Origin of the sequence: Burkholderia sp. LMU1-1-1.1 (genome assembly GCF_040675865.1) — a bacterium.
GTDB lineage: Bacteria > Pseudomonadota > Gammaproteobacteria > Burkholderiales > Burkholderiaceae_D > Rugamonas.
In genome coordinates this window covers 15,729-39,392 of the sequence record NZ_JBEGHG010000014.1, presented here as the reverse complement: position 1 = coordinate 39,392, position 23,664 = coordinate 15,729, and the positions used below count along the sequence as shown (strand labels likewise).

17 protein-coding genes are annotated in these 23,664 nt (G+C 64.1%); 12 read left to right on the top strand and 5 right to left on the bottom strand.

Going from position 1 to position 23,664, the window contains the following annotated elements:
• Nucleotides 1-6 precede the first annotated feature (6 nt).
• The 3 genes from lysS to MRBLMU1_RS15025 all read left to right on the top strand — a co-directional run bounded on the left by lysS (nt 7) and on the right by MRBLMU1_RS15025 (nt 4,360).
• Entirely contained in the window at nt 7-1,536 is a 1,530-nt protein-coding gene (gene lysS, locus MRBLMU1_RS15035) for a lysine--tRNA ligase (RefSeq protein WP_363502697.1), read from the top strand.
• A 152-nt stretch (nt 1,537-1,688) separates the two neighbouring features.
• On the top strand, nt 1,689-2,486 hold the full coding sequence (locus MRBLMU1_RS15030) for a glucose 1-dehydrogenase (protein ID WP_363502695.1): 798 nt from the start codon (nt 1,689-1,691) through the stop codon (nt 2,484-2,486).
• Entirely contained in the window at nt 2,486-4,360 is a 1,875-nt protein-coding gene (locus MRBLMU1_RS15025) for a glycoside hydrolase family 15 protein (RefSeq protein WP_363502693.1), read from the top strand. Before MRBLMU1_RS15030 ends, MRBLMU1_RS15025 begins: the two co-directional genes overlap by 1 nt.
• 92 nt (nt 4,361-4,452) lie before the next feature.
• Here MRBLMU1_RS15025 and ppnN read toward each other — a convergent pair whose 3' ends face one another.
• On the bottom strand, nt 4,453-5,823 hold the full coding sequence (gene ppnN / locus MRBLMU1_RS15020) for a nucleotide 5'-monophosphate nucleosidase PpnN (RefSeq protein WP_363502691.1): 1,371 nt from the start codon (nt 5,821-5,823) through the stop codon (nt 4,453-4,455).
• A gap of 266 nt (nt 5,824-6,089) precedes the next feature.
• Here ppnN and MRBLMU1_RS15015 point away from each other — a divergent pair, with 266 nt between their 5' ends.
• The 3 genes from MRBLMU1_RS15015 (at nt 6,090) to MRBLMU1_RS15005 (ending at nt 9,669) form a co-directional block, all read left to right on the top strand.
• Nucleotides 6,090-7,589, top strand: coding sequence for a peptide MFS transporter (locus MRBLMU1_RS15015; RefSeq protein ID WP_363502689.1), 1,500 nt, complete (start codon nt 6,090-6,092; stop codon nt 7,587-7,589).
• Between the two features lie 226 nt (nt 7,590-7,815).
• Complete coding sequence (locus MRBLMU1_RS15010) at nt 7,816-8,730, top strand: lipase family alpha/beta hydrolase (RefSeq protein ID WP_363502687.1); 915 nt, start codon at nt 7,816-7,818, stop codon at nt 8,728-8,730.
• Between the two features lie 9 nt (nt 8,731-8,739).
• Nucleotides 8,740-9,669, top strand: a complete 930-nt coding sequence (locus MRBLMU1_RS15005; RefSeq protein WP_363502685.1) for a lipase secretion chaperone — start codon at nt 8,740-8,742, stop codon at nt 9,667-9,669.
• Between the two features lie 17 nt (nt 9,670-9,686).
• Here MRBLMU1_RS15005 and glpD read toward each other — a convergent pair whose 3' ends face one another.
• Entirely contained in the window at nt 9,687-11,222 is a 1,536-nt protein-coding gene (gene glpD / locus MRBLMU1_RS15000; protein WP_363502683.1) for a glycerol-3-phosphate dehydrogenase, read from the bottom strand.
• A 195-nt stretch (nt 11,223-11,417) separates the two neighbouring features.
• Between glpD and MRBLMU1_RS14995 the strand changes: the two genes are divergently transcribed.
• Nucleotides 11,418-13,772: a penicillin-binding protein 1A gene (locus tag MRBLMU1_RS14995; protein WP_363502681.1), complete on the top strand. Its 2,355-nt coding sequence runs from the start codon at nt 11,418-11,420 to the stop codon at nt 13,770-13,772.
• 29 nt (nt 13,773-13,801) lie between these two features.
• Here the strand turns inward: MRBLMU1_RS14995 and MRBLMU1_RS14990 are convergent, their stop codons facing one another.
• Entirely contained in the window at nt 13,802-14,482 is a 681-nt protein-coding gene (locus MRBLMU1_RS14990; protein WP_363502679.1) for a TetR/AcrR family transcriptional regulator, read from the bottom strand.
• A gap of 163 nt (nt 14,483-14,645) precedes the next feature.
• On the opposite strand from MRBLMU1_RS14990, the gene MRBLMU1_RS14985 reads away from it, so the two are divergent.
• Genes MRBLMU1_RS14985 through MRBLMU1_RS14975 form a run of 3 tightly spaced genes read left to right on the top strand, consistent with a single transcriptional unit; the run spans nt 14,646 to nt 17,010 of the window.
• Nucleotides 14,646-15,203 carry a YfiR family protein gene (locus MRBLMU1_RS14985; RefSeq protein ID WP_363502677.1) on the top strand — a complete coding sequence of 186 codons (558 nt, stop codon included), beginning with the start codon at nt 14,646-14,648 and terminating at the stop codon, nt 15,201-15,203.
• On the top strand, nt 15,200-16,456 hold the full coding sequence (locus MRBLMU1_RS14980; protein ID WP_363502675.1) for a diguanylate cyclase domain-containing protein: 1,257 nt from the start codon (nt 15,200-15,202) through the stop codon (nt 16,454-16,456). Before MRBLMU1_RS14985 ends, MRBLMU1_RS14980 begins: the two co-directional genes overlap by 4 nt.
• A gap of 8 nt (nt 16,457-16,464) precedes the next feature.
• Complete coding sequence (locus MRBLMU1_RS14975) at nt 16,465-17,010, top strand: OmpA family protein (RefSeq protein WP_363502673.1); 546 nt, start codon at nt 16,465-16,467, stop codon at nt 17,008-17,010.
• 7 nt (nt 17,011-17,017) lie between these two features.
• Here MRBLMU1_RS14975 and MRBLMU1_RS14970 read toward each other — a convergent pair whose 3' ends face one another.
• Both MRBLMU1_RS14970 and MRBLMU1_RS14965 read right to left on the bottom strand, forming a co-directional pair.
• Nucleotides 17,018-17,575 (bottom strand): hypothetical protein, encoded by a 558-nt coding sequence (locus MRBLMU1_RS14970; protein WP_363502671.1) that lies wholly within the window; start codon nt 17,573-17,575, stop codon nt 17,018-17,020.
• A gap of 243 nt (nt 17,576-17,818) precedes the next feature.
• Nucleotides 17,819-18,952 carry a GGDEF domain-containing protein gene (locus tag MRBLMU1_RS14965; RefSeq protein ID WP_363502669.1) on the bottom strand — a complete coding sequence of 378 codons (1,134 nt, stop codon included), beginning with the start codon at nt 18,950-18,952 and terminating at the stop codon, nt 17,819-17,821.
• A gap of 162 nt (nt 18,953-19,114) precedes the next feature.
• On the opposite strand from MRBLMU1_RS14965, the gene MRBLMU1_RS14960 reads away from it, so the two are divergent.
• Nucleotides 19,115-20,059 (top strand): 5'-nucleotidase, encoded by a 945-nt coding sequence (locus MRBLMU1_RS14960; RefSeq protein ID WP_363502667.1) that lies wholly within the window; start codon nt 19,115-19,117, stop codon nt 20,057-20,059.
• Nucleotides 20,060-20,197: 138 nt separating this feature from the next.
• Nucleotides 20,198-23,641 carry a transcription-repair coupling factor gene (gene mfd, locus MRBLMU1_RS14955; protein WP_363502665.1) on the top strand — a complete coding sequence of 1,148 codons (3,444 nt, stop codon included), beginning with the start codon at nt 20,198-20,200 and terminating at the stop codon, nt 23,639-23,641.
• Nucleotides 23,642-23,664: the final 23 nt, after the last annotated feature.

Here is a 23,664-nt window from a genome sequence, read left to right as displayed (position 1 = left end):
CAGACCATGACTACGGATCTTCAAGAACAAGCAGCAGCGCCCGACGAGAACAAGATCATCGCCGAGCGCCGCGCCAAGCTGGCCGCCCTGCGCGAACAAGGCGTCGCCTTCCCGAACGACTTCAAACCCCAGCACAAGGCAGCCGATCTGCACGTGCAATACGGCGAGAAGTCGCGCGAAGAGCTGGAAGCCAATCCGGTCTCCGTCGTTCTGGCAGGCCGCATGATGCTCAAGCGCGAAGCCGGCAAGAAGGCCGCTTTCGCCACGCTGCAGGATTCGTCCGGCCCCAAGGCCGACGGCCGCATCCAGATCTACGCCACCCTGGACCTGACCGGCGAAGCCGCGATGGCCGCGCTGCACCACTACGATCTGGGCGACATCCTGGGCGTGGTCGGCACGCTGTTCAAGACCAAGACCGATGAACTGACCATCAAGGTCAGCGAGCTGCGTCTGATCACCAAGTCGCTGCGCCCGCTGCCGGACAAATTCCACGGCCTGGCCGATCAGGAAACCAAGTACCGCCAGCGTTACGTCGATCTGATCATGAACGAAGAAACGCGCCGCACCTTCAAGGCGCGCACCGCCGCGATTTCGTCGATGCGCCGTTTCATGGAAAAGAACGAGTTCATGGAAGTGGAAACGCCGATGCTGCACGCCATTCCGGGCGGCGCGGCGGCCAAGCCGTTCATCACCCACCACAACGCGCTGGACATGCAGATGTTCCTGCGTATCGCGCCCGAGCTGTACCTGAAGCGCCTGGTGGTGGGCGGCTTCGACCGCGTGTTCGAGATCAACCGCAACTTCCGCAACGAAGGCGTGTCGATCCGTCACAACCCTGAATTCACGATGATGGAGTTCTACGCGGCCTACACCGACTACAAGTGGATCATGAACTTCACCGAGGAGATCATCCGCCAGGCAGCTATCGATGCCCACGGCACCGCGACCCTGACCTACGGCGGCAAGGAACTGGACCTGGCCAAGGCCTTCCACCGCCTGACCATCGTCGAGGCGATCAACAAGTACGCGCCGGGCTACACCCCGGAGCAGCTGAAGGACGCTGAGTTCATCAAGAAGGAACTGCTGAAGTTCGGCGTCAAGCCGTTCGCCACCGCCGGTCTGGGCGCGCTGCAACTGGCGCTGTTCGAGGAAACCGCCGAAGCGCAGCTGTGGGAACCGACCTTCATCATCGACTACCCGGCCGAAGTGTCGCCGCTGGCGCGCGCCTCCGATACGGAAGCGGGCATCACCGAGCGCTTCGAGCTGTTCATGGTCGGCCGCGAGATCGCCAACGGCTTCTCGGAGTTGAACGACGCCGAAGACCAGTCGGCCCGCTTCCTGGCCCAGGTGGCCGCCAAGGACGCCGGCGATGAAGAGGCGATGTTCTACGACGCCGACTACATCCGCGCGCTGGAATACGGCATGCCGCCGGCCGGCGGTTGCGGCATCGGCATCGATCGCCTGATGATGATCATCACCGACTCGCCGAACATCCGCGACGTGCTGCTGTTCCCGCACTTGCGCCGCGAAGAGTAAGCGTTCCGCAAAAACCGCTCCTCCGAGCGGTTTTTTTTCGTCCGGGATTTTGCGGCTTGCGTGCGGTGGGAGCATTACGTGATGATAGGCGCGCTGCAGGAATCGCCAGGCAGGCCTAGAATGGGATCACATCTTCGCAAGGAGCCCCCATCATGCACGTCACGCTGCAAAACCAAACCGCCATCGTCACCGGCTCCAATTCCGGCCTGGGACGCGGCATCGCGCTGGAATTCGCCAAGGCCGGCGCCAACGTGGTGGTCAACTACCACACCAACAAGGACCAGGCGGACGAAGTGGTCGCGCTGATCGCCGCCGATGGCGGACAGGCGATCGCGGTCCAGGCGGACGTCGGCGAAGAGAGCGACGTCCTAGCCCTGTTCGACGCGGCAGTGAAACGATTCGGCGCCGTCGACATCGTGGTGGCCAACTCCGGCCGCCAGGACGACGCTCCCAGCGCGGACATGACGCTGGCCCAGTGGGAAGGCATCCTTAAGACCAATTTGACGGGCCAGTTCCTGTGCATGCGCGAAGCCGTGCGCCTGTTCCGCAAACAGGGCCAGCGCGAAGTCTCGCGCGCGCTCGGGAAGATCATCTGCATGAGCTCCGTCCACCAGCGCATCCCGTGGGCCGGCCATGTCAACTACGCGGCATCCAAAGGCGGCGTGCACCTGCTGATGGAAACCATGGCGCAGGAAGTGGCGCCTGAAAAAATTCGCATCAATGCAATCGCGCCGGGCGCCATCAAGACCCCGATCAACGCCGAGGTGACCGCCGACGGCGGCAGCCCCGAACTGCTTAAACTGATCCCGTATGGCCGCGTGGGCAAGCCGGAGGATGTCGCCCACGCGGCGCTGTTCCTGGCATCCGACATGGCGGACTATGTGGTCGGCAGCACGCTGTTCGTCGATGGCGGCATGGCGCTGTATCCGGGCTTCGAGGACAACGGCTGATGGCCGCCGGCGCCAAGGCCAGGACGGCTGCCAAAACCCCACCAAAGCCAAAGGCGCCCGCTAAAAACGCGGAGCGCGCGGAACGCGACATCGCCGACCACGGCGTCATCGGCAATCTCGCCACCATCGCCCTGGTGGCCTGCGACGGCGCCATCGACTATATGTGCTGGCCCAACCTCGACAGCCCGAGCATCTTCGCCGGCTTGCTGGACGCCGCCAAGGGCGGCGTGTTCGAACTGTCGCCACGGATCGACGATCCGCGCATCGTCCAGATGTATATGCCCGACACCAACGTGCTGCTGACGCGCTGGATGGGCAGCGACGCCAGCGCCGAAATCACCGACCTGATGATCGACACCGACGATGTCGGCGAGGCTCCCACCCGGCTGGTGCGGCGCGTGACTGTCACCCGTGGCAAGGTGACGATCACCCTGCGCTGCACGCCGCGCTATGACTATGCACGCGTCGTCCCCTCGGTCTCCGTCAAAAAAGGCAGCGCGATCTTTTCCGGCAAAGGCAATCCATCGCTGCGCCTGAGCGGCGAGGCCGATTTCGTCAAGGGCGAAGGTGAAGTGAGCGCCAGCGTGACCCTGCGCGCCGGCCAGAGCGTGACCTTCATGCTCGACGAGCCGCACGAAGAACTAATCGACGCCGACGCCATCGGCCAGCTGATCGACGCCACCATCGCCCGCTGGCGCGTCTGGGCCGGGCAGTCGACCTACAAGGGCCGCTGGCGCGACGCGGTTACCCGCTCCGCGCTGGTATTGAAACTGCTGACGTCGCGCCGACACGGCTCGATCGCGGCCGCCGGCACCTTCGCCCTGCCCGAGGCGCGCGGCGGCATCCGCAATTGGGACTATCGCGCCGCGTGGATACGCGATTCGTCGTTCTCGATCTACGCGCTGATGCGGCTCGGTTATCACAACGAGGCCAAGGACTTCTATCGCTGGCTGGGCGACCGTGCGCTCCACTCCAGCAAGGGCGGGCAAATGCAAGTGATGTATGCGCTCGATGGCGGCGAGATTTCGCCCGAGACCACGTTGGAGCACCTGGGCGGCTACCACGGCGCGGCACCGGTCCGCATCGGCAACGACGCCGTCACGCAACTGCAGCTCGATATCTACGGCGAGTTGATGGACTCCATCTACCTGAGTAACAAGTATGGAGAGGCCATCTCGCACGACCGCTGGCTGGGCGTGTGCCGCGTGATCGACTACGTTTGCCGCCACTGGAACGAGGCCGACGCCGGCATCTGGGAGGTGCGCGGGCCACCGAGCCACCATTTGCATTCGCGGCTCATGTGCTGGGTTGCGATCGACCGGGCGATCCGGCTGGCCAGCAAACGCTCGCTGGCGGCGCCTTTCACGCGCTGGATGAAGGTGCGCAACGCGATCCACGACGACATCTGGACCAATTTCTGGAACGAGAAGCTGGGGCATTTTGTCGAGGAGCGCGGCGGCAAGGATCTCGACGCGGCGCTGCTGTTGATGCCGCTGGTGCGGTTCGTCGGCGCCACCGACCCGCGCTGGCTGGCCACCTTGGACGCCATCGGCACCCGGCTCACGGACGACGGCATGGTGTTCCGCTACAAGCGCGATGATGGCTTGCCGGGCAAGGAAGGCGCATTCTCGGCCTGTTCATTCTGGCATGTGGAGTGTTTGGCGCGCGCAGGACGGATGGACCAGGCGCGAATGATCTTCGAAAAGCTGCTGCGATATGCGAATCACCTCCAGTTGTATGCCGAGGAATTCGACGAGCGCGCCAAGTTGACCGGCAATTTCCCGCAGGGGTTCACACATCTGGCCCTGGTCAGCGCCGCGTTCTACATCGACCGCGAAATGGAGGGGCGCGGCCAGCGGGATTGGCCTGCGTGAAGAACCCCGAACCGTAAAAGGGGTCGTACTCCGTACGGGGTACGACCCCACCACCACGCACACGCGACATCACGCGCACGGACAATTGGGTTTTACTGGATCACGCGATAACAAGGCGTATACGCCTTGCCCGCCAACTTCATCCGGCTCTGCTCGACGAACGACGCCAGCAGCGCATCCATCGGCCCCATGATCTCCTTGTCGCCATGGATCTCGAAGTGGCCGAACTTCTCGATCGCGCGGATGCCCTCGTCCTTGACGTTACCCGCCACCACACCGGAAAACGCCCGGCGCAGGTTCGCCGCCAGCAGATGCACTTCCTGGTTCTTGTGCAGACTCAGATTGCGCATGTTCTCGTGCGTCGGCGCGAACGGCTTCTGGAACTCGCGGTCGATCTTCAGGCCCCAGTTGTAGTAATAGGCGTCGCTGCGGCTCTTGCGGAACTCGCGCACCTGCTTGATCCCGGCCTGCATCTCGCGCGCCACCAGTTCCGGATCGTCGATGATGATCTTGTAGCGCTGTTGCGCCTCGGGCCCCAAGGTATCGAGGATGAACTGGTTGATCTGCACGAAGTACTCGCGCGACGTCTCCGGTCCGGTGAACACCAGAGGGAACGGGATCTCCGCGTTATCGGGATGCAGCAGGATGCCCAGGATGTACAGGATCTCCTCGGCGGTGCCGGCGCCGCCCGGGAACACGACGATGCCGTGACCGGTGCGCACGAACGCCTCCAGGCGTTTTTCGATATCCGGCATGATCACCAGTTCGTTGACGATGGGGTTCGGCGATTCGGCGGCGATGATGCCCGGCTCCGTGATGCCCAGATAGCGGCCGTGGGCCAGGCGCTGCTTGGCGTGACCGATGGTGGCGCCCTTCATCGGGCCTTTCATCGCGCCCGGACCGCAGCCGGTGCAGATGTCCAGGTCGCGCAGGCCCATTTGATAGCCCACTTCCTTCGAGTAGTTATACTCGGCGCGGTTGATCGAGTGTCCGCCCCAGCACACCACCAGGTTCGGGTTCAACATCGGCTTGAGCACGCCGGCGTTGCGCAGGATGTGGAAGACCGCGTCGGTGATGTCCTCGGTGCGGCTCATGTCGAACTTCTGCGTATCGGTCACCTCGTTGCTGACGAAGACGATATCGCGCAGCACCGCGAACAGGTGTTCGTGGATGCCCTTGATCATCTTGCCGTCGACGAAGGCGATCGCCGGCGCGCCCTTGATATCGAGCTTGATGCCGCGCTCGCGCTGCACGATGCTGATCGAGAAGGACTCGTAACGTTCCAGCAGCTCCTTGCCGTCGTCGATGGTGCTGCCGCAATTGAGCACGGCCAGTGCGCAATTGCGAAAGACGTTATATAGGCCGCCCTGGCTTGTGTCGAGCAGCTTGTTCACTTCCGCCTTCGAAAGGATCTCCAGCTGTCCTTCGGGCGAAATCAAAGTATCGATAACGTCATGTTCCATGTTGCGTAAATCCTTATTCAGATTCGATGTCACGTAGTAGGCCTGCAATGCCAATATACGACAACTCGGCAATCTTTGGGCCGGAGATTGTGCGCCGCATCCATTCTTCACCGATTCGGGATTTATTATCACAAATGACACAACCTTGCAGCGGCCGCCACAAAAAGTGCGTCGCGCCGCGTTTGTAGATTAAAATGGCGCCCAATTTGGCCCCCCACAAGGGAGCCGGAGACACTTTTAATCGATCATAAATTAGGAGAAGCCGCATGAGCGGTGCTACCACCACCAACACGGAAGTCGCTATTCCCGAGTTCAAACAGATCATGGGCCACCCGGCCCCGCTCTGGATGTTGTTCATGACCGAATTCTGGGAGCGTTTCGCTTTCTACGGCATCCGTTGGGCGCTCGTGCTCTACGTCGTCGCACAATTCTATAACGGCGATTCGTCCGGCGAATCGGCCGCCAATCTGGTCTACGGCTCCTACCTCGCGCTGGTCTACGCCGCCGCGCTGTTCGGCGGCTATGTCGCCGACCGCGTGCTGGGATACCAGCGCTCCATCCTGGTCGGCGCGGCCTTCATGGCCGCAGGCCTGTTCATGATCGCCTTCCCCGACCAGACGGTGTTCAAGCTTGGCCTGGCCACCATCATCGTCGGCAACGGCATGTTCAAGCCGAACATCTCGACCATGGTCGGCAAGCTGTACTCCACCGGCGACACCCGCCGCGATTCGGGCTTCACCATTTTCTACATGGGTATCAACTCCGGCGCGATGGTCGCCCCGGTGCTGACCGAGTGGCTCGCCACGGCGATTTTCGGCACCAACGGCATGCCCGCTTACAAAGTGGTGTTCATGTCGGCCGGCGTCGGCATGCTGATTAGCCTGGTGTGGTTCTTCATCGGCCGCCGCAATCTGAAAGGCATCGGCGCCCCGGACGCGCAAAGCAGCGATCCAAAACGCCTGCTGTATGTGGTACTGGGCTCGCTGTGCGTGATCCCGGTGGTCTACCTGCTGCTCGCCGCCGGCGCCAAGAGCCTGCAGGCCGTGCTGACGGTGCTGTTCATCCTGCTGGCTGTCATGTTGATGATCGAGGGGATCAAGAACGGCAAGGTCGCGCGCGACCGCGTCATCGCCATGCTGCTGATCTTCTTCTTCAACATCATGTTCTGGATGTTCTTCGAGCAGGCGGGCAGCTCGTTCACCTTCCTGGCCGAGAAAATCGTCGACCGCGAAATGTTCAACTGGACCTTCCCCGTGGCCTGGTTCCAGACCGTGAATTCGCTGGCGATCATCACCTTCGCGCCGCTGATCGCCTTCATCTGGGTGGCCATGCGTAACAAGAATCCATCGATCCCGCGCAAGTTCGGTCTGGGCCTGCTGTTCAACGGCGCCGCCTTCGGCCTGTTGATGTACGCGCTGTCGATGCTGGTCGATATCGACAACAAGATCCCGTTCTGGACCCTGTTCATGGTCTACGTGCTGCAATCGATCGGTGAGCTGTGCCTGTCGCCGATCGGCCTGTCGATGGTGACCAAGCTGGCGCCTACACGCCTGGTGGGCCTGGGCATGGGCGGCTGGTTCCTGTCGACCGGTATCGGCAACAACCTTTCGGGCATCTTCGCCTCGGCGGTGTCCGGCGAAAGCGGCATGTCGGTGACGTCGGCGCTGTCCGGCTACACCTTCGGTTTCTACTCGCTGATGGCCGCCGGCGTGCTGTTGTTCATCATCGCGCCATTGATTCAAAAGCTGATGCATGGCGTGAAGTAAGCCGCCCGCCTTAATCAGCCGCTCCGCAAGGAGCGCGATGCCGCCCGGGTGATACCGGGCGGCATTTTTTTTGCTCTTCATCGTTTTTACCACGATATTGCGCCGCGTCATGCTTTCCTCGAATAAGGGTGCTACATTCAATTACCGAGCGCTTGCTTTGTTTTCGATCATGGCGCCGGCGACTTCCCAGCTTCTCATTTCCTAAAAAATAACTAACGGAGACAAAATGAAGAATCGCTTCTGGAAATACGTGGCAACGACCCTCATCGCCATCACCACCCTGCCCGCGTCGTCCTGGGCGGCCGGTTACACCCAAACCAAGTATCCGATCGTGATGGTGCACGGCTTTTTGGGCTTCGAGAGCGTCGGACCGCTCGAATACTTTTACGGCATCACCTCCGCCCTGCGCAGCGGCGGCGCCAATGTGTACGTGACGACCGTCTCGGCGGCCAACAGCACGGAGGTGCGCGGCGAGCAGATGCTCACCCAGGTCAAGCAAATCCTGGCGGTGACCGGAGCGGCCAAGGTCAATCTGATCGGCCATAGCCACGGCGGCCCCACGGCGCGCTACGTGGCCTCGGTCAGGCCGGACCTGGTGGCTTCGGTCACCAGCGTCGGCGGCGTGAACAAGGGCTCGAAGGTGGCCGACATACTGATGGATAACGCTCCCGGCGCCAGCGCCGTGGTGCTCGGCGCGGTCGCGAATCTGATGAGCATCGTGTCGAACAACACCGGCAAGCCGCAGGACGCCACGGCGGCCATGACCTCGCTCACCACCGCCGGTTCGCTGGCGTTCAACAGCCGCCATCCGGAGGGCGTGCCAACGTCGGCCTGCGGCGAAGGCGCCTACCAGGAGCGCGGCGTCCACTACTTCTCCTGGAGCGGCGGCAAACAGCTCACCAACGTGCTCGATCCGCTCGACGCGCCGCTCGCGTTGACGGCGCTGGCCTTCAACGGCGAGAAGAACGATGGTCTGGTCGCCAGTTGCTCCAGCCATCTGGGCCGCGTGATCCGCGACGACTACGCGATGAACCACCTCGATGAGGTCAACCAGACGGCCGGCCTGGTCAGCCTGTTTGAAACCAGTCCGGTGACGGTCTACCGCCAGCAGGCCAACCGCCTGCAGGGACTGGGCCTCTAGGAGCGGGTCATGCACACGAACGTGAAGAGAGCCGGGATGGCCGCCCTGCTGCTGGCCGGCTGCGCGCTGTATTTCAGCCGGGACGAGCCGCCGCCCCCGCCGGCGCAGGTTCGCGAACCCGGTTCCGGCCTTTTCGCGTTTGTGCCGTCGATGGAAGGCACGCGCCCGGACGGCGACATCAAAACGCTGGACGGCGAACAGCTGGTGGTCGACGCGGAGCTCGGGCACTTGTTCGACTACTATCTGGCGGGTCTGGGCGAAAAGGACCTCGGCGCGATCCGAACGGAGATCGAACGGGAGCTCGACCGGCGCCTCAAGCCCGAACCGGCGCGGCAGGCGAAGCGCCTGCTGTCAAGTTACCTGGCCTATAAACAGGCGCTGGCGGGCATCGAGTCGAAGCTGGCGCCGTCCGGCGACGTGGCGCAGTCGGCGCGCGCGCGGCTGGCGGCGATGCGCGCTCTGCGTTCGACGTATTTCACGCCGGAGCAAAGCGCGGGCCTGTTCGGCGCGACCGACACGGCGGACGACGACGCGGTGGCGCGGCTGGAGGTGGCCGTCGACAAGACCTTGAGCGCGGAGCAGAAACAGGCCAAAGTGGCGGAGCTGGACCGGCGCATGCCCGCGGCGTTGCGCGAGGAGCGCGAGGCGCCGGCCAAAATCATCCGGCTGGAGGAATCGGTGGCGCGGCTGCGGGCCGGCGGTGCCGGCGACAATGAGGTCTACAGCCTGCGCGCGGCGACATTTTCGCCGGAGGCCGCCGCGCGCCTGGCCGACGTCGACCGCGACGAGGCGGCGTGGAAGGCGCGCATCGGCGCATATCTAACGCAGCGCGCGACACTGATGGCACAACCGGCGCAACAGAAAGACGCCGCGTTACAGCAGTTGCGCGACACAAGTTTCACCCCGGACGAACAGCGCCGCCTGGGCGCCTACGAATAACCAAGCGTCAATCCAAATCACGTGCGTTGCATTGGATTGGCGTTCAACCATGCCTGCAGCTTGTCGCCGGTATCCGGCGGCAGATGCAGACCGAGTTTCGAGCGCCGCCAAAGGATATCCTGCGCCGTGCGCGCCCACTCGTAGCGACGCAAATACTCCACCTCCGTCGCGAACAACCCCGGCGCGATCTGCTCGCCCATATCGGCGACATCGGTGCGGTCGCACAGCAGCGTATGAATCCGCGTGCCATACGCGCGCGCGTAGCGCAGCACCAGCAGCGGCGGCAGCCACGCATAGCGCGCCTGCATGGTGCGCACCCACGCATCGAACTGCAGCACCGATTTATTCTGCGGCTCGGCGCCGTAAACGTCACCTCCCGGCAGACAGGCGTTGTGCGTCCATCCGCCATGGCGGTTGTCCAGCGACTTGGCGATCAAATCGACCGCCTCCTCGGCCAGCTTGCGGAAAGTGGTGATCTTGCCACCGAAAACACTGAGCATCGGCGGACCGTCGCTGTCGACCTCCAGCCGGTAGTCGCGCGTGACGGCCTTGGCGTCGGCGCCATCCTCGACCAGCGGGCGCACGCCCGAATAGGTCCACACCACGTCCGCCGGCACGATGGGCTTGACGAAATACTGGCTGGCCAACTGGCACAGATACGCGATTTCGTCCTCGCCGATGGCGACCTGGTTGGCGTCGCCGTGGTAATCGAGGTCGGTGGTGCCGATCAGGGTAAAGTCGCGCTCATACGGAATGGCGAAGACGATGCGCCCGTCCGGATGCTGGAAGATATAGGCGTTGTCATGCTCGAAGATGCGCTTGACGACGATATGGCTACCCTTGATCAGGCGCAGATGGCCGCCGCCCTCCTTGGGCAGCGCCGCGTGCAGCAGGTCGGCGGTCCAGGGGCCGGCGGCGTTGACCACGTAGCGGGCGTTGACGCGGATATTGCCGCAACTGGGCTTGTACAAGGTCGCCTCCCAGTCGGCGGCCTTGCGCACCAGCGAATTGCAGACCGCCTGCGTCAGGATGGTGGCGCCCTTCTCGCAAGCGTCGATGGCGTTCAGCACCACCAGCCGCGAGTCGTCCACCCAGCCGTCCGAGTAGATAAAACCACGCTGGAACTCGGGCTTGAGCGGCTTGCCGGCCGCGTGGCAGCGCAGGTTGACGCCCGACGACGCGGGCAGCAGCTCACGCTTGGCCAGCAGGTCGTAGAGCATCAAGCCGGCCCGGATCAGCAGCGCCGGGCGCTGTCCTTTCGCGTGCGGCATCACGAAACGCATTGGCCACATGATGTGCGGAGCGGCGCGCAGCAGCGTTTCGCGCTCGATCAGCGCCTTGCGCACCAGATTGAACTCGTAGTATTCCAGATACCGCAGGCCGCCGTGTATCAGCTTGGTCGACGCCGATGAAGTATGCGACGCCAGGTCGTCCTTTTCGCACAGGACCACCGACAGTCCCCGCCCCGCCGCGTCGCGCGCGATGCCGGCGCCATTGATGCCGCCGCCCACTATCAGGACGTCGCAATCGAGTGTGTGCTGCGGTTCCGCCATGTCTTCCCCGGTTGTATAGCCAAATTAACTTGAAACCCTCTAAGTTACTCTACGTTACGTGAAATTTACCATTCCTCATAGGGTGCGGCCCCCATTCCACCCCAAAAAGCCACGTTCGGTTAAGGGAGATCAAATTCGGGGCTTAAATTTGATGGTCTATAATCGGGCCAACAGTGACCACCACGAGATCAAGCTTTGACCGCTTCCCCTATCGCACTACCCAAGTGGCTGACCCGCCGCAACGCCATTCGCGGCTTCATCGTCGCCGGCGCGGCCGCCCTCATCGCCGGCGGCCTGCTACTGGCCTACCTGCTGCTGATCGTCGCGCCCAATCTGCCGGCGCTCGACGCCGTGACCGACTACCGGCCCAAGATCCCGCTGCGCATCTACACCGCCGATAACGCCCTGATCGGCGAATTCGGCGAGGAACACCGCGACTTCGTGCCGATCAAGGACATGCCGGAGCTGATGAAGAAAGCGGTGCTGGCCATCGAGGACAAGCGGTTTTACGACCACAATGGCTTCGATTGGCGGCGCGCGATGGGCGCCGCGCGCGCCAATCTGGGCGGCGCGCGGCGCCAGGGCGGCTCGACGATCACCATGCAGGTGGCGCGCAATTTCTTCCTGACGCGCGATAAATTCTATAGCCGCAAAATCAACGAGATCATGCTGGCCATGAAGATCGAGGCGGCGCTGAGCAAGGACGAGATCCTGGAGCTGTACATGAACCAGATCTACCTGGGCCAGCGCTCCTACGGCTTTGGCAGCGCGGCGCAGACGTACTTCGGCAAATCGCTGAAGGAACTCGATGTTGCCGAAATGGCCATGCTGGCCGGCCTGCCGCAGAATCCGGCCCGCCACAACCCGGCGGTCAATCCGAAACGCGCCAAACAACGCCAGCGCGTGGTGCTCAAATCGATGCGCGACCTCGATTACATCACCGAGGACCAGTACCAGAAGGCGCTGCACCAGACCCTGCGCGTGAGCACCCGCGGCCAGCAGTTCGACACCCACGCCGAGTACGTGGCCGAACTGGCGCGCCAGGCCGTCTACGCCCAGTTCAAGGAAGACTCGTACACCAAGGGCATCAGCGTCTACACCACCATCCTCAAGGCGGACCAGGACGCGGCCTATGAATCGGTGCGCCGCAATGTGCTTAACTACGACCAGCGCCACGGCTATCGCGGCCCGGAGGCCTTCATCACGTTGCCGGCCGACGAGGAGGAACGCGACGACGCCATCGAGGAAGCGCTGCAGAAGCGCCCGGGCAGCGACCGCCTGATTCCGGCCGTGGTGCTGGAGGCGAGTCCGAAGGCCGTAAAAGTACAGAACCCCGCCGGCGAGGAGATCACCATCACCGGCGACGGCCTGCGCCTGGCCGCCAACGCCCTCACCGACAAGGCCAAGGACGCCGTGCGCCTGCGCCCCGGCGCGGTGATCCGCATCATGCAGGGCAATAAGAACGCCTGGTCGATCTCGCAGGTGCCGCTGGTGGCGGCGGCCTTCGTCTCCATCGACGCCGTCAGCGGCGGCTACCACGCCCTGGTCGGCGGCTTCGATTACAACCTGCAGAAGTTCAACCACGTCACGCAAGCCTGGCGCCAGCCCGGTTCCGCGATCAAGCCTTTCGTCTATTCGGCCTCGCTGGAAAAGGGTTTTTCACCGGCCACCCTGATCAACGACGTGCCGCTCGACCTGACCGGCGCCGAAACCGGCAACGAACCATGGAGCCCGCGCAACGACGACGGCAAGTTCGACGGCCCGATCACCATGCGCTACGCGCTGGCCGAGTCCAAGAACGTGGTGTCGGTGCGCATCCTGCGCTCGATCACCGTGCCTTACGCGCACAACTACCTGGGCAAGTTCGGTTTCGACCTGGCCAAGCATCCGAAGAACCTGACCATGGCGCTGGGTACCGGCTCGGTCACGCCGGCGCAGATGGCCGGGGCCTACTCGGTGTTCGCCAACGGCGGCTACTCGGTCGAACCGTACCTGATCGCCAAAATCGTCGATGGCGAGGGCAAGATCATCAGCGAGACCAAGCCGCGCGCCACCCTGCCCGACGAGGCCCGCGTGATCGATCCGCGCAACGCCTTCGTCACCGACAGCATGATGCGCGAGGTCACGCGCACCGGTACCGGCGGCGCGGTGGCGCGCCTCGGCCGCCACGATATGGCCGGCAAGACCGGCACCTCCAGCGAGGCGGTCGACGGCTGGTTCGCCGGCTACGGGGGCGGCATCGTGGCGGTATCGTGGATGGGTTACGACGATTCGAAATCGTTGGGCGGCAAGGAGTTCGGCGCCACCGTGGCGCTGCCGATCTGGATCGATTACATGAAGGTGGCGATGAAGGACCGTCCGGCGCAGGACCGTCCGGTCCCGGCGGGCATGACGCAGGTTGGCGGCGAGTGGCTATACGACGAATTCACCGGCGACGCCGCGCGCACCACGCTCGACATCGAGGAAACGGCGCCTGGCGCCGAGAACGTCGTGCCGATGTCGACGGGCGCGGAGAACATCGCGCCCGTGCCGGCGCCGCGCGGCCAATAAGCTGGCCAACAAGCGGGCGACAGGGACGATCAGGCCGACAGATAGCCGCGCATCATCCGCACGGCGCTGTCGGCGAACATGTCGGGCGTGACATTGGCGGCGCGGTACTTCCAGCGCTTGACGTACCAGTCCTGGAAGGTGGCCATGATGTGCGCCGCGACCAGGTCCGCGCTGCCGGGCGGACGGCCGGGTATGCGCGCGATGACGTCGGCGAACAGCGACTGCACGTACAGCTCCGACGCCTTGGCCGTGTGCCGATGCTGCGCCTGCAGCACCCGCGAATCCATGAAGACGAAATAAAACCACGGCTGCAAAATCTCGGACACGTAGATCGACGCGCGTATCAGCGCCTCGAGCTTGTCGAGCGGCTCGACCAGGTCGTCGAACAGGCGCGGCATCTCGTGGGTGGCGTGGCGCACCACGTCCTCGATCATCTCCGCCAGTTGATCCTTGTTGCTGATATAGCCATACAGGCCGCCCATCGACAGGCCGGTCTCGTGGCACAGGTCGCGCAGGTTCATCGCGCGGAAGCCGACCTCGTTGGCCAGCTTGAAGGTGGCGTTGAAGATGCGCTCCAAGTTTTCCAGCGCCGGCTTGCGGCGTTTTACCGTGATGCGCTCGGCATTGCGGTCCAGCAGATAAGACCAGATATTGACGCCGTCGAGCGGCGTCATGCTCTGGAATTGTTCCAAGTTGAATTGTGCCCGCAAGATAGTCTCTGATGTGGTTTTATTAATAACGTATCCATCCATCTTAGCACAGGCCTCCCGCGCCCCCTCGCCAAAAATTGCTGCTTTACCCATATTTCACTTGTTTTCTGGATACAATAACAGCAAAATTCAATCTTCATTCCACCCCGACCATCCGGCTCCCTTGCAACTCCTCCGACCTCTTCCCGTCCGCCGCTTCCTGATCGCGGTCCTGTCGGCGGTACTGCCACAACTGCCGGGGGCCGCGCTGGCGCAGGCCACCGCCAACGCCGACGAGCTGGCCGACCTGGTGCTGGGCATCGTCCAATACACCCGTTGGCCGGGGGCGCCCGAGCCGATCACGCTGTGCCTGGGCGACAACGACGCCGGCGCCGCCGCGCTGGCCGCGTCCTTCGCCGCCATGACGCCGGCGCCGCCGCTCAAGGTCGCCATGCGCCGCATGGAGCCGGCGCTGGCGGCCGAGCTGTTCGGCTGCCAGGCGGTGCTGTTCCCGGACATGCCGACCGCTACCCAGCAAGGACTGCTGTTGAAATTGAATAAACGCCCCATCCTGACCCTGGGCCGGGGGGAGAATTTCTGCTCCTATTCCGGCCAGATCTGCCTGATCGAAAGCGCCAAGGGACTGCGCTTTCGGGCCAACCTGGACGCCATCGCCTTCAGCGGCTTGCGCCTGAATCCGCGCATGTTGCAGCTCGGTGTGCGCGACGGAGCGACGCGATGACGCCGGCACCGCAGAGCATCGCCGCGCTGGTGCGGCGCGGCCAATGGCGCAGCGTCCTGGTGGCGCTGGGCTGCGCGACCGCCTTGATGGGCGGCGTAACGCTGTACAGCCTGCAGCAGCAGGCCACCCACGCGCTGTCGCTGGCGGCGCGTTCGCTGGCCTACGCCGGCGAGCCGGCGTTGCGCTTCAAGGATACCGACGCGCTGATGGAACTGGTCAAGCCGCTGGCCGACAGCGAGCAACTGGCCACGGTCGAGGTGCTGGACCGGCGCGGCGCGGTGCTGCTGCACTACCGCCGTCCGCCGGCCGGCAAGCACGACGCGCTGGCGCGCCGGGTCGCCGCGTGGCTGCTGCCGATGTCGGTGTCGGCCCCGGTGGCGGCCGGCGCGCGGCCGCTGGGCGAGGTGCGCCTCAGCTCCGACGGCCGCGTCCTGCTCAACTCCCTGGCCGGCCTGCTGGCGGCGGTGCTGTCGTCGCTGGCCCTGAGCGCGGTGGCGGCGTGGTGGTGGTCGCACCGGCTGGCGCGGTTGATCGTCGAACCGGTGTCGGCGCTGGTGCGCCTGACCAAGGAGACGCGCGAACACCGCCGCTTCGATTCGCGCGCCGACATCGGTACGGTATTGGAGATCAATACGCTGGCCGAGGACTTCAACCACCTGCTGACGGAGCTGCAATCGCACCAGAACGAGATCGCCGAACGCCATGAGCAACTGAGCAGCGCCAACCTGCGCCTGCGCCATACCAGCCTGCACGACGGTCTGACCGGACTGCCCAACCGCCGCTATCTGGTCGAGCACCTGCGCGAGGTGCTGGCGCGTTGCCGCCGCCTCGACGAACGCGCCGCCGTGCTGTTCATCGACATGGACCGCTTCAAGCAGGTCAACGATTCGATGGGCCACGCCGTCGGCGACGTCCTGCTCGAGACCCTGGCGCAGCGCCTGCGCGCGTCCGTGCGGGAAACGGACTTCGTGGCGCGCCAGGGCGGCGACGAATTCGTCGTGCTGCTGCACCCGATCGGCGACTCGGACGACGTGCTGTCGTCGATCTCGCGCATCCGGCAATCGCTGCGGCAGCCGCTGCGGCTGGAGGACGGCCAGATCCTGCCGCTGGGCGTGACCATCGGCGGCGCCATCTATCCGGACCACGGCGACAGCATCGACGCCCTCGTCAGCTCGGCGGACTCGGCTATGTACGTGGCCAAAAGCCGCGCGCGCGGCAGCGACGCCCTTTTTCAACCACAAGTGATAGATTAATCGACATCATGACCGTATTTCACCGCCGCGCTTCGGGCGCCCTGTTCAACCTCGTGGCCGTGGCGCTGGCCGCCGGCCTGCTGGGCGCTTGCGCCTCCCCGAAACCGGCCGAGCCGGCCGCGCCGGTCATTACGGCGCGCCAGGCGGCCCTGCAGTCGCTGGGATTCAAGCCGACCACGCGCGGCTGGGAAAAAAGCCTGAGCACCGACGGCGGCGGCGAGGTCGGCGGACGCGTGACGTTTGGCTTCGACAGCGACAAGCTGACCGACGAGGGCGTGAAGGACATCGCCGCCACGGCGGCCGTGCTGTTGTCGGTCGGCGTCAGCGAGCTCAGTATCGAAGGCCACACCGACAACCGGGGCGCGGCGACCTACAACCAGGCATTGTCGGAGCGCCGCGCGGCCGCCGCCGCGCAGGTCTTCGTGACGGCGGGCTTCAAGGAAAGTAACATCCGCCGCGTCGGCTATGGCGACGCGCGTCCGATCGACGACAACGCCACCGAGACCGGCCGCGCGCAGAACCGCCGCGTGACCATCATCGTCAGCGCGATATGACGGCGGCTTAGGGGACGTAGCGCGCGATGAAGTAGACGCCGGTCATCAGCAGCGAGGCGAAACCGTACAGCTTCCACATGTGGGACATCTGCATCTTATACAAGGTGATCCGCTGTTCCGCCAGCGCATCCTTGAATTCTTCGCGCTGTTTGGCCAACGCGTCTTTGAATTCGTCGCGTTGAGTCGCTAACGCGTCTTTGAATTCGTCACGTTGAGTCGCTAACGCGTCCTTGAACTCCTCGCGTTGTGTCGCCAACGCGTTCTTGAATTCCTCGCGTTGGGCGGCCAACGCGGCGAAGAGGTCTTCCCGCTGCTTAGCCAGCGCAATATTGAACTCGAGCTTCTGCTCATGCAACGCGGTTATGATGCGCTCGCCGAACACACGAATCTCGTTGCGCAACGACGCCACATCTTCTTTGGTCGCAAAGCTCGTTCGTATCACCGCCACATCCACCTCCACCGCCGACATGCGTTTCTCGACCACGGCGAGACGCACTTCGACACGTCCATCATAGGCGCCATGGGGCGCGTTTTCAATCGGATTCTCTTCGTTGTTGGCAGGCATGATAGCTCCTCGGGGCACGGGCGGAACGACCAAGTTAACACGCGCGACACGCGCTTCGTTTGAGGCTTATCAGACAAAAAAAAGCAGCCACGGGGGCTGCTTCACTGTACTACTACGCCACGAAGTGGCTTGCTTATTGTTCGAATCACACACAATATGCGGGCCAGCGGATTGCACGTCAACAGTTATCGCACACAGTGTGGCGCGCCGGGGACAATCGCGACGGCGCGGCACCGCAGCAATTTAACCGGCGGTCACCCGGTTCCGCCCAGCCCGCTTGGCCTCGTACAAGGCCGCGTCGCCGGCCGAGATCAGCCGGATCAGGTCGTAGCCGTGCTGATCGGAGCACGCCACGCCCAGGCTGGCGGTCAAGCGCACGGTCACGTCCCCCATTGACGCCTCCGTCAGCTCGATGCGCGCCCGCAGCCGCTCGGCCAGCCGCAGCGCGTCGGGCAGGTCCAAACCGTCCAGCACCAGCACGAACTCCTCGCCGCCGAAGCGCGCCAGCACGTCCTGCGGGCGCAACTCCAGCCTCAGCAATGCAGACAAGTGGCGCAACACCTCGTCGCCGACGAGGTGGCCATGGCTATCATTGATCACCTTGAAATGGTCGACGTCGATCATCACCACCGCCAGGCTGCGCCCGCCGCGCAGGGCGCGCAGCCCCACCCGCTTGCCCTGCAGTTCCAGGCCGGCGCGGTTGAGCGTGCCGGTCAGCGTGTCGAGCGTCGACAGCCGGCGCAAGCGCTCGGCGTAACGCCGCATCACCATCACGATCAACCCGAACGAGATACAGATTTGCGCCAGCGGGATCACCAAGGCCGTCACGCCCATCATCAGCGCGTTGGTCGGATCGGATAAATCGGTATGCAGCAGCATGTGGGTACCGCGCAGCACCAGCGCGCAACCAAGCGCGATAAAGCCGGTCACGCCGATACAGTTGACACGCCAGCCACCGTGCCGCGCGATGGCGGCGGCGCACCACAAATCGAGCACGCCGAAATAGAAGCCGCTGAACACCAGGCGCGCGCCACGGCTGGGCTCGACCAGGGTGTAGTAACAGGGAACCAGCAGCGCGATGCCGGTGATAACCGCAATCATCGGCCACGACAAGGTGCCCGCGCCGTACACGCGCAAACCGCGCAGCACCAGCGCCAGGCCGAAGGCGATGATGCCGTAGCCGGCGACGCTGGTGAGCAACGGCGGCAAGGACTCGACCAGGGTCATGACCACGCCCACCGACACGCACAGATTGCCCGCCGCCCACCAACGCAGCTCGGGCGGGCTGTCCGCATAGTTCGCCGACGCCGCCACCAGCGCCGTGGTCAGCAAGGTCACGCACAAGTGAACCAGTAACAGGGTTTCGAGATGGAGCACGCCGGATGTCCGCGATGAGCGCGGGTTGGTCAAAAACAGCGCAGTATAGAACCAATCGAACAGTTGCTGCGATGAAATTTCCGATAGGCCCGCCGTTATCCGCGCGAATCGGGTAGAGTGGCACTTCTAGCAACCCGGCACAGCAACCTTTCCACTGTAACCATGGCTTACCCAATTGAGCATAAACTGGTCATCGGCATCGCCTCCAGCGCGCTGTTCGATCTGACCGAATCCCACAAGATCTACCTGGAAGGCGGCGCCGAGGAATACCGGAAGTATCAGGAACAGCATATCGACGTGATACTGGGCAAGGGTGTGGCGTTTCCGTTCATCCGGCGCTTTCTCGGCATCAACAAGCACTACGCGCAGTCCTCGCCGGTGGAGGTCGTGCTGCTGTCGCGCAACTCGCCGGAAACCGGCCTGCGCGTGATGAATTCCATCGCCCACTACAAGCTCGATATCTCGCGCGCCTGCTTCGTCACAGGCAAGTCGCCGTACACCTACCTGCCCGCCTTCAACACGTCGCTGTTTCTCAGCGCTAACGAGGAAGACGTGCGCAACGCGCTCGAGGCCAATTATCCGGCCGGGCTGGTGCTGCCCTCGCGCACCGAGGACGACGATGACGACACCGAACTGCGCGTGGCCTTCGACTTCGACGGCGTCATCGCCGACGACGAATCCGAAACCGTCTTCAAGCGCAACAACGACGTCGACGAGTTCCACGCCCACGAACGCGAACGGGTGGCGATCCCGCACCAGCCAGGGCCGCTGGCCGACCTGTTCCAGAAGCTGTCGCTGATGCAGCGGCTGGAGGAACGGGCGCAGCGCCGCGATCCCGGCTACAAAAAAATCCTGCGCATCGCCATCATCACGGCGCGCAGCGCGCCCTCGCACGAACGCGTCGTCACCACGCTCAAAAGCTGGGGTGTGTCCGCCAACGAGACATTTTTCCTTGGCGGCATGGAGAAATCGCGGGTACTGGCCATCTTCAAGCCGCACATCTTCTTCGACGACCAGCTTAGTCATTTGAAGTCGGTCGGCGGCAACATCCCGATGGTGCACGTGCCGTTCGGCGTGGCCAACCGGCCGCCCAAGCTGACCATCTGATCGACCGTCCGGCACCGGCTCAGGCCGGACCACGGCGCGGGCGGGCATCGTCTATAATGTCGGCACCGGCGTCGCCACCGCGGCGCCCCTGACCGTTGACTAACCACCCGTAACCGTTAAATCTGCGTCGCCCCTATTGTGCCCTTAGTCTTAGCCAAATCGATTCCCAAACCCGGTAACCGCTTCGCCCTGCCCACCTTGCACGGCTCGTCGGATGCCTACGCGCTCGCGCTCACCGCGCTCGAACTGAAGTCGCAGGGCCAGATGCTGGCCGTGATCGTCGCCAACGCCAGCGACGCCCAGCGCCTGCTCGACGAGATTCCATGGTTCGGCGGCGACAAGCTGCGCTGCCACCTGCTGCCGGACTGGGAAACGCTGCCCTACGACGCGTTCTCGCCGCACCAGGACCTGGTCTCCGAGCGCTTGGCCACCCTGCACGAGATCTCCAGCGGCCAGTGCGACGTGATGCTGGTGCCGGCCACCACGGCGCTGGTGCGCATGGCGCCGCCGTCGTTCCTGGCGGGGTACACCTTCTTCTTCAAAAAAGGCGAATCGCTCGACGAGGCGCGCCTGAAGTCGCAACTGACGCTGGCAGGCTACACCCACGTAACGCAGGTGATGTCGCCCGGCGAATACTCGGTGCGCGGCGGCCTGATCGACCTGTTCCCGATGGGTTCCGCGCTCCCTTACCGCCTCGACCTGTTCGGCGACACCATCGAGACCGTCCGCACCTTCGACGCCGACACCCAGCGCTCGCTGTACCCGGTCAACGAGGTGCGTTTGCTGCCGGGCCGCGAGTTCCCGATGGACGAAGCGGCTCGCACCACCTTCCGCAGCCGCTGGCGCGAACAGTTCGAGGGCGATCCTTCGCGCTCGGTGGTCTACAAGGACATCACCAGCGGGATCGCCTCGGCCGGTATCGAATACTACCTGCCGCTGTTTTTTGAAGACACGGCCACGCTGTTCGACTACCTGCCGCAAGGCGCCGCGCTGGCCCTGGTGGGCGACATCGACGCCGCCATCAAACGCTTCTGGACCGACACCGGCTCGCGCTACCGCTTCTTGCGCGCCGACCGCGAACGCCCCATCCTGCCGCCGGAGGCGCTGTTCCTGTCGGACGAGCAGTTCTTCACGCTGGCCAAGCCTTACGCCCGGCTGGCGATCTCGAAGGATGCGGACAGTGGCGCCTCCGAGCTGTCGGCGCCGGTGCCCAACATCGCCGTCAACCGCCACAGCGACGACCCGCTGACCAATCTGCGCGCCTACCTGCTGCAGGCCGGCCGCCGCGTGATGATCTGCGCCGAATCGAACGGCCGCCGCGAAACGCTGCAGCAGTATTTCACCGAGTACGACCTGGCGCTCACACCGGTGGAGGGCTTCGAAGGCTTCGCCACCTCGGACGCCAAGCTGGCCCTGGGCGTGGCGCCGCTGCACGCGGGCTTCGAGCTGTCGACGCCGAACGAGAACCTGATTTTCATCACCGAGACCGAACTGTATGCGGGTTCGGGCCGCCGCGTCGGCAAAAAGAAGCAGGAAGCCGTCACCCAGGTCGAGTCGATGGTGCGCGACCTGTCGGAGCTGAAGATCGGCGATCCGGTGGTGCACATCAACCACGGCATCGGGCGCTACATGGGCCTGACCAGCATGGACCTGGGCGAAGGCGAAACCGAATTCCTGCACCTGGAATACGCCAAGGACACCAAGCTGTATGTGCCGGTGTCGCAGCTGCACGTGATCTCGCGCTACTCGGGCGCCTCGCCGGAGGACGCGCCGCTGCATTCGCTCGGTTCGGGCCAATGGGAAAAGGCCAAGCGCAAGGCCGCCGAGCAGGTGCGCGACACCGCCGCCGAGCTGTTGAACCTTTACGCCCGCCGCGCGCTGCGCGAAGGCCACGCGTTCGAATATTCCGCGCACGACTACGAGCGCTTCGCCGACAGCTTCGGCTTCGACGAAACGCCGGACCAGCAGGAAGCGATCAACAACGTCATCAAGGATATGACGTCGGGCAAGCCGATGGACCGGCTGGTGTGCGGCGACGTCGGCTTCGGCAAGACCGAGGTCGCCCTGCGCGCGGCCTTCATCGCCGTCATGGGCGGCCGGCAGGTCGCCATCCTGGCGCCAACCACGCTGCTGGCGGAACAGCATGCGCAAACCTTCGCCGACCGCTTCGCCGACTGGCCGGTGCGCATCGCCGAAATGTCGCGCTTCCGCACCGGCAAGGAAATCACGCAGGCGATCAAGGGCATGGCCGACGGCACCCTGGACATCGTCATCGGCACCCACAAGCTGCTGTCGGACGACGTCAAGTTCACCCGGCTTGGCCTGGTCATCATCGACGAGGAACACCGCTTCGGCGTGCGCCAGAAGGAGGCGCTCAAGTCCTTGCGCGCCGAAGTCGACGTACTGACCCTGACCGCCACGCCGATTCCGCGCACCCTGGGCATGGCGCTCGAAGGCCTGCGCGACTTCTCGGTCATCGCTACGGCGCCGCAAAAGCGGCTGGCGATCAAGACCTTCGTGCGCAGCGAGGGCGAATCGATCATCCGCGAAGCCTGCCTGCGCGAGCTGAAACGCGGCGGTCAAGTGTATTTCCTGCACAATGAGGTCGAGACCATCCAGAACCGCATGGCGATGCTCACCGAGCTGCTGCCGGAGGCGCGCATCGCCGTCGCCCACGGCCAGATGCACGAACGCGACCTGGAAAAGGTCATGCGCGACTTCGTGGCGCAGCGCTTCAACATCCTGCTGTGCACCACGATCATCGAAACCGGTATCGACGTGCCGACCGCGAACACCATCATCATGCACCGCGCCGACAAGTTCGGCCTGGCGCAGCTGCACCAGCTGCGCGGGCGCGTCGGCCGCTCGCACCACCAGGCCTATGCCTACCTGTTGGTGACCGACGTGCAGTCGCTGACCAAACAGGCGCAGCGCCGCCTCGACGCCATCCAGCAGATGGAAGAACTGGGCAGCGGCTTCTATCTTGCGATGCACGACCTGGAGATCCGCGGCGCCGGCGAGGTGCTCGGCGACAGCCAATCCGGCGAGATGACCGAAATCGGTTTCCAGCTGTATTCGGACATGCTCAACGAAGCCGTGCGCTCGCTCAAGGCGGGCAAGGAGCCCGACCTGGCAGCGCCGCTGGCCACCACCACCGAGATCAACCTGCACGTGCCGGCGTTGCTGCCGGCCGACTTCTGCGGCGACGTGCACGAACGCTTGTCCATCTATAAACGCATGGCCAACTGCACGGTCCAGGATAAGATCGACGACATGCAGGAAGAGATGATCGACCGCTTCGGCAAGCTGCCGGACGCCGTCAAGGCGCTGATCGAAACGCACCGCCTGCGCATCGCCGCCAAGACGGTCGGCATCGTCAAAATCGACGCCCACGGCGAGGCGGCAACCCTGCAGTTCATGGCCAAGCCGCCGATCGATCCGATGCGCATCATCGAGCTGATACAGAAAAACCGCCAGATCAAGCTCAACGGCCAGGACAAGCTCAAGATCACCGCCAATATGCCGGATCTCGCCGCGCGCGTCGCGCAGATCAAAGGCGCCATCAAACAGTTGACCGCTTGAGGCTGGCGTCGTACCTTGATGTC

What these genes read in the sequence shown, in the direction of transcription:
- MRBLMU1_RS14980 (WP_363502675.1), top strand. Translation starts at nt 15,200, where the DNA reads ATGACGCCGGCACCGCAGAGCATCGCCGCGCTGGTGCGGCGCGGCCAA.
- MRBLMU1_RS14970 (WP_363502671.1), bottom strand. Translation starts at nt 17,575, where the DNA reads ATGCCTGCCAACAACGAAGAGAATCCGATTGAAAACGCGCCCCATGGC.
- MRBLMU1_RS15015 (WP_363502689.1), top strand. Translation starts at nt 6,090, where the DNA reads ATGAGCGGTGCTACCACCACCAACACGGAAGTCGCTATTCCCGAGTTC.
- MRBLMU1_RS15005 (WP_363502685.1), top strand. Translation starts at nt 8,740, where the DNA reads ATGCACACGAACGTGAAGAGAGCCGGGATGGCCGCCCTGCTGCTGGCC.
- MRBLMU1_RS14975 (WP_363502673.1), top strand. Translation starts at nt 16,465, where the DNA reads ATGACCGTATTTCACCGCCGCGCTTCGGGCGCCCTGTTCAACCTCGTG.
- glpD (WP_363502683.1), bottom strand. Translation starts at nt 11,222, where the DNA reads ATGGCGGAACCGCAGCACACACTCGATTGCGACGTCCTGATAGTGGGC.
- ppnN (WP_363502691.1), bottom strand. Translation starts at nt 5,823, where the DNA reads ATGGAACATGACGTTATCGATACTTTGATTTCGCCCGAAGGACAGCTG.
- MRBLMU1_RS15030 (WP_363502695.1), top strand. Translation starts at nt 1,689, where the DNA reads ATGCACGTCACGCTGCAAAACCAAACCGCCATCGTCACCGGCTCCAAT.
- MRBLMU1_RS15025 (WP_363502693.1), top strand. Translation starts at nt 2,486, where the DNA reads ATGGCCGCCGGCGCCAAGGCCAGGACGGCTGCCAAAACCCCACCAAAG.
- MRBLMU1_RS15010 (WP_363502687.1), top strand. Translation starts at nt 7,816, where the DNA reads ATGAAGAATCGCTTCTGGAAATACGTGGCAACGACCCTCATCGCCATC.
- MRBLMU1_RS14960 (WP_363502667.1), top strand. Translation starts at nt 19,115, where the DNA reads ATGGCTTACCCAATTGAGCATAAACTGGTCATCGGCATCGCCTCCAGC.
- lysS (WP_363502697.1), top strand. Translation starts at nt 7, where the DNA reads ATGACTACGGATCTTCAAGAACAAGCAGCAGCGCCCGACGAGAACAAG.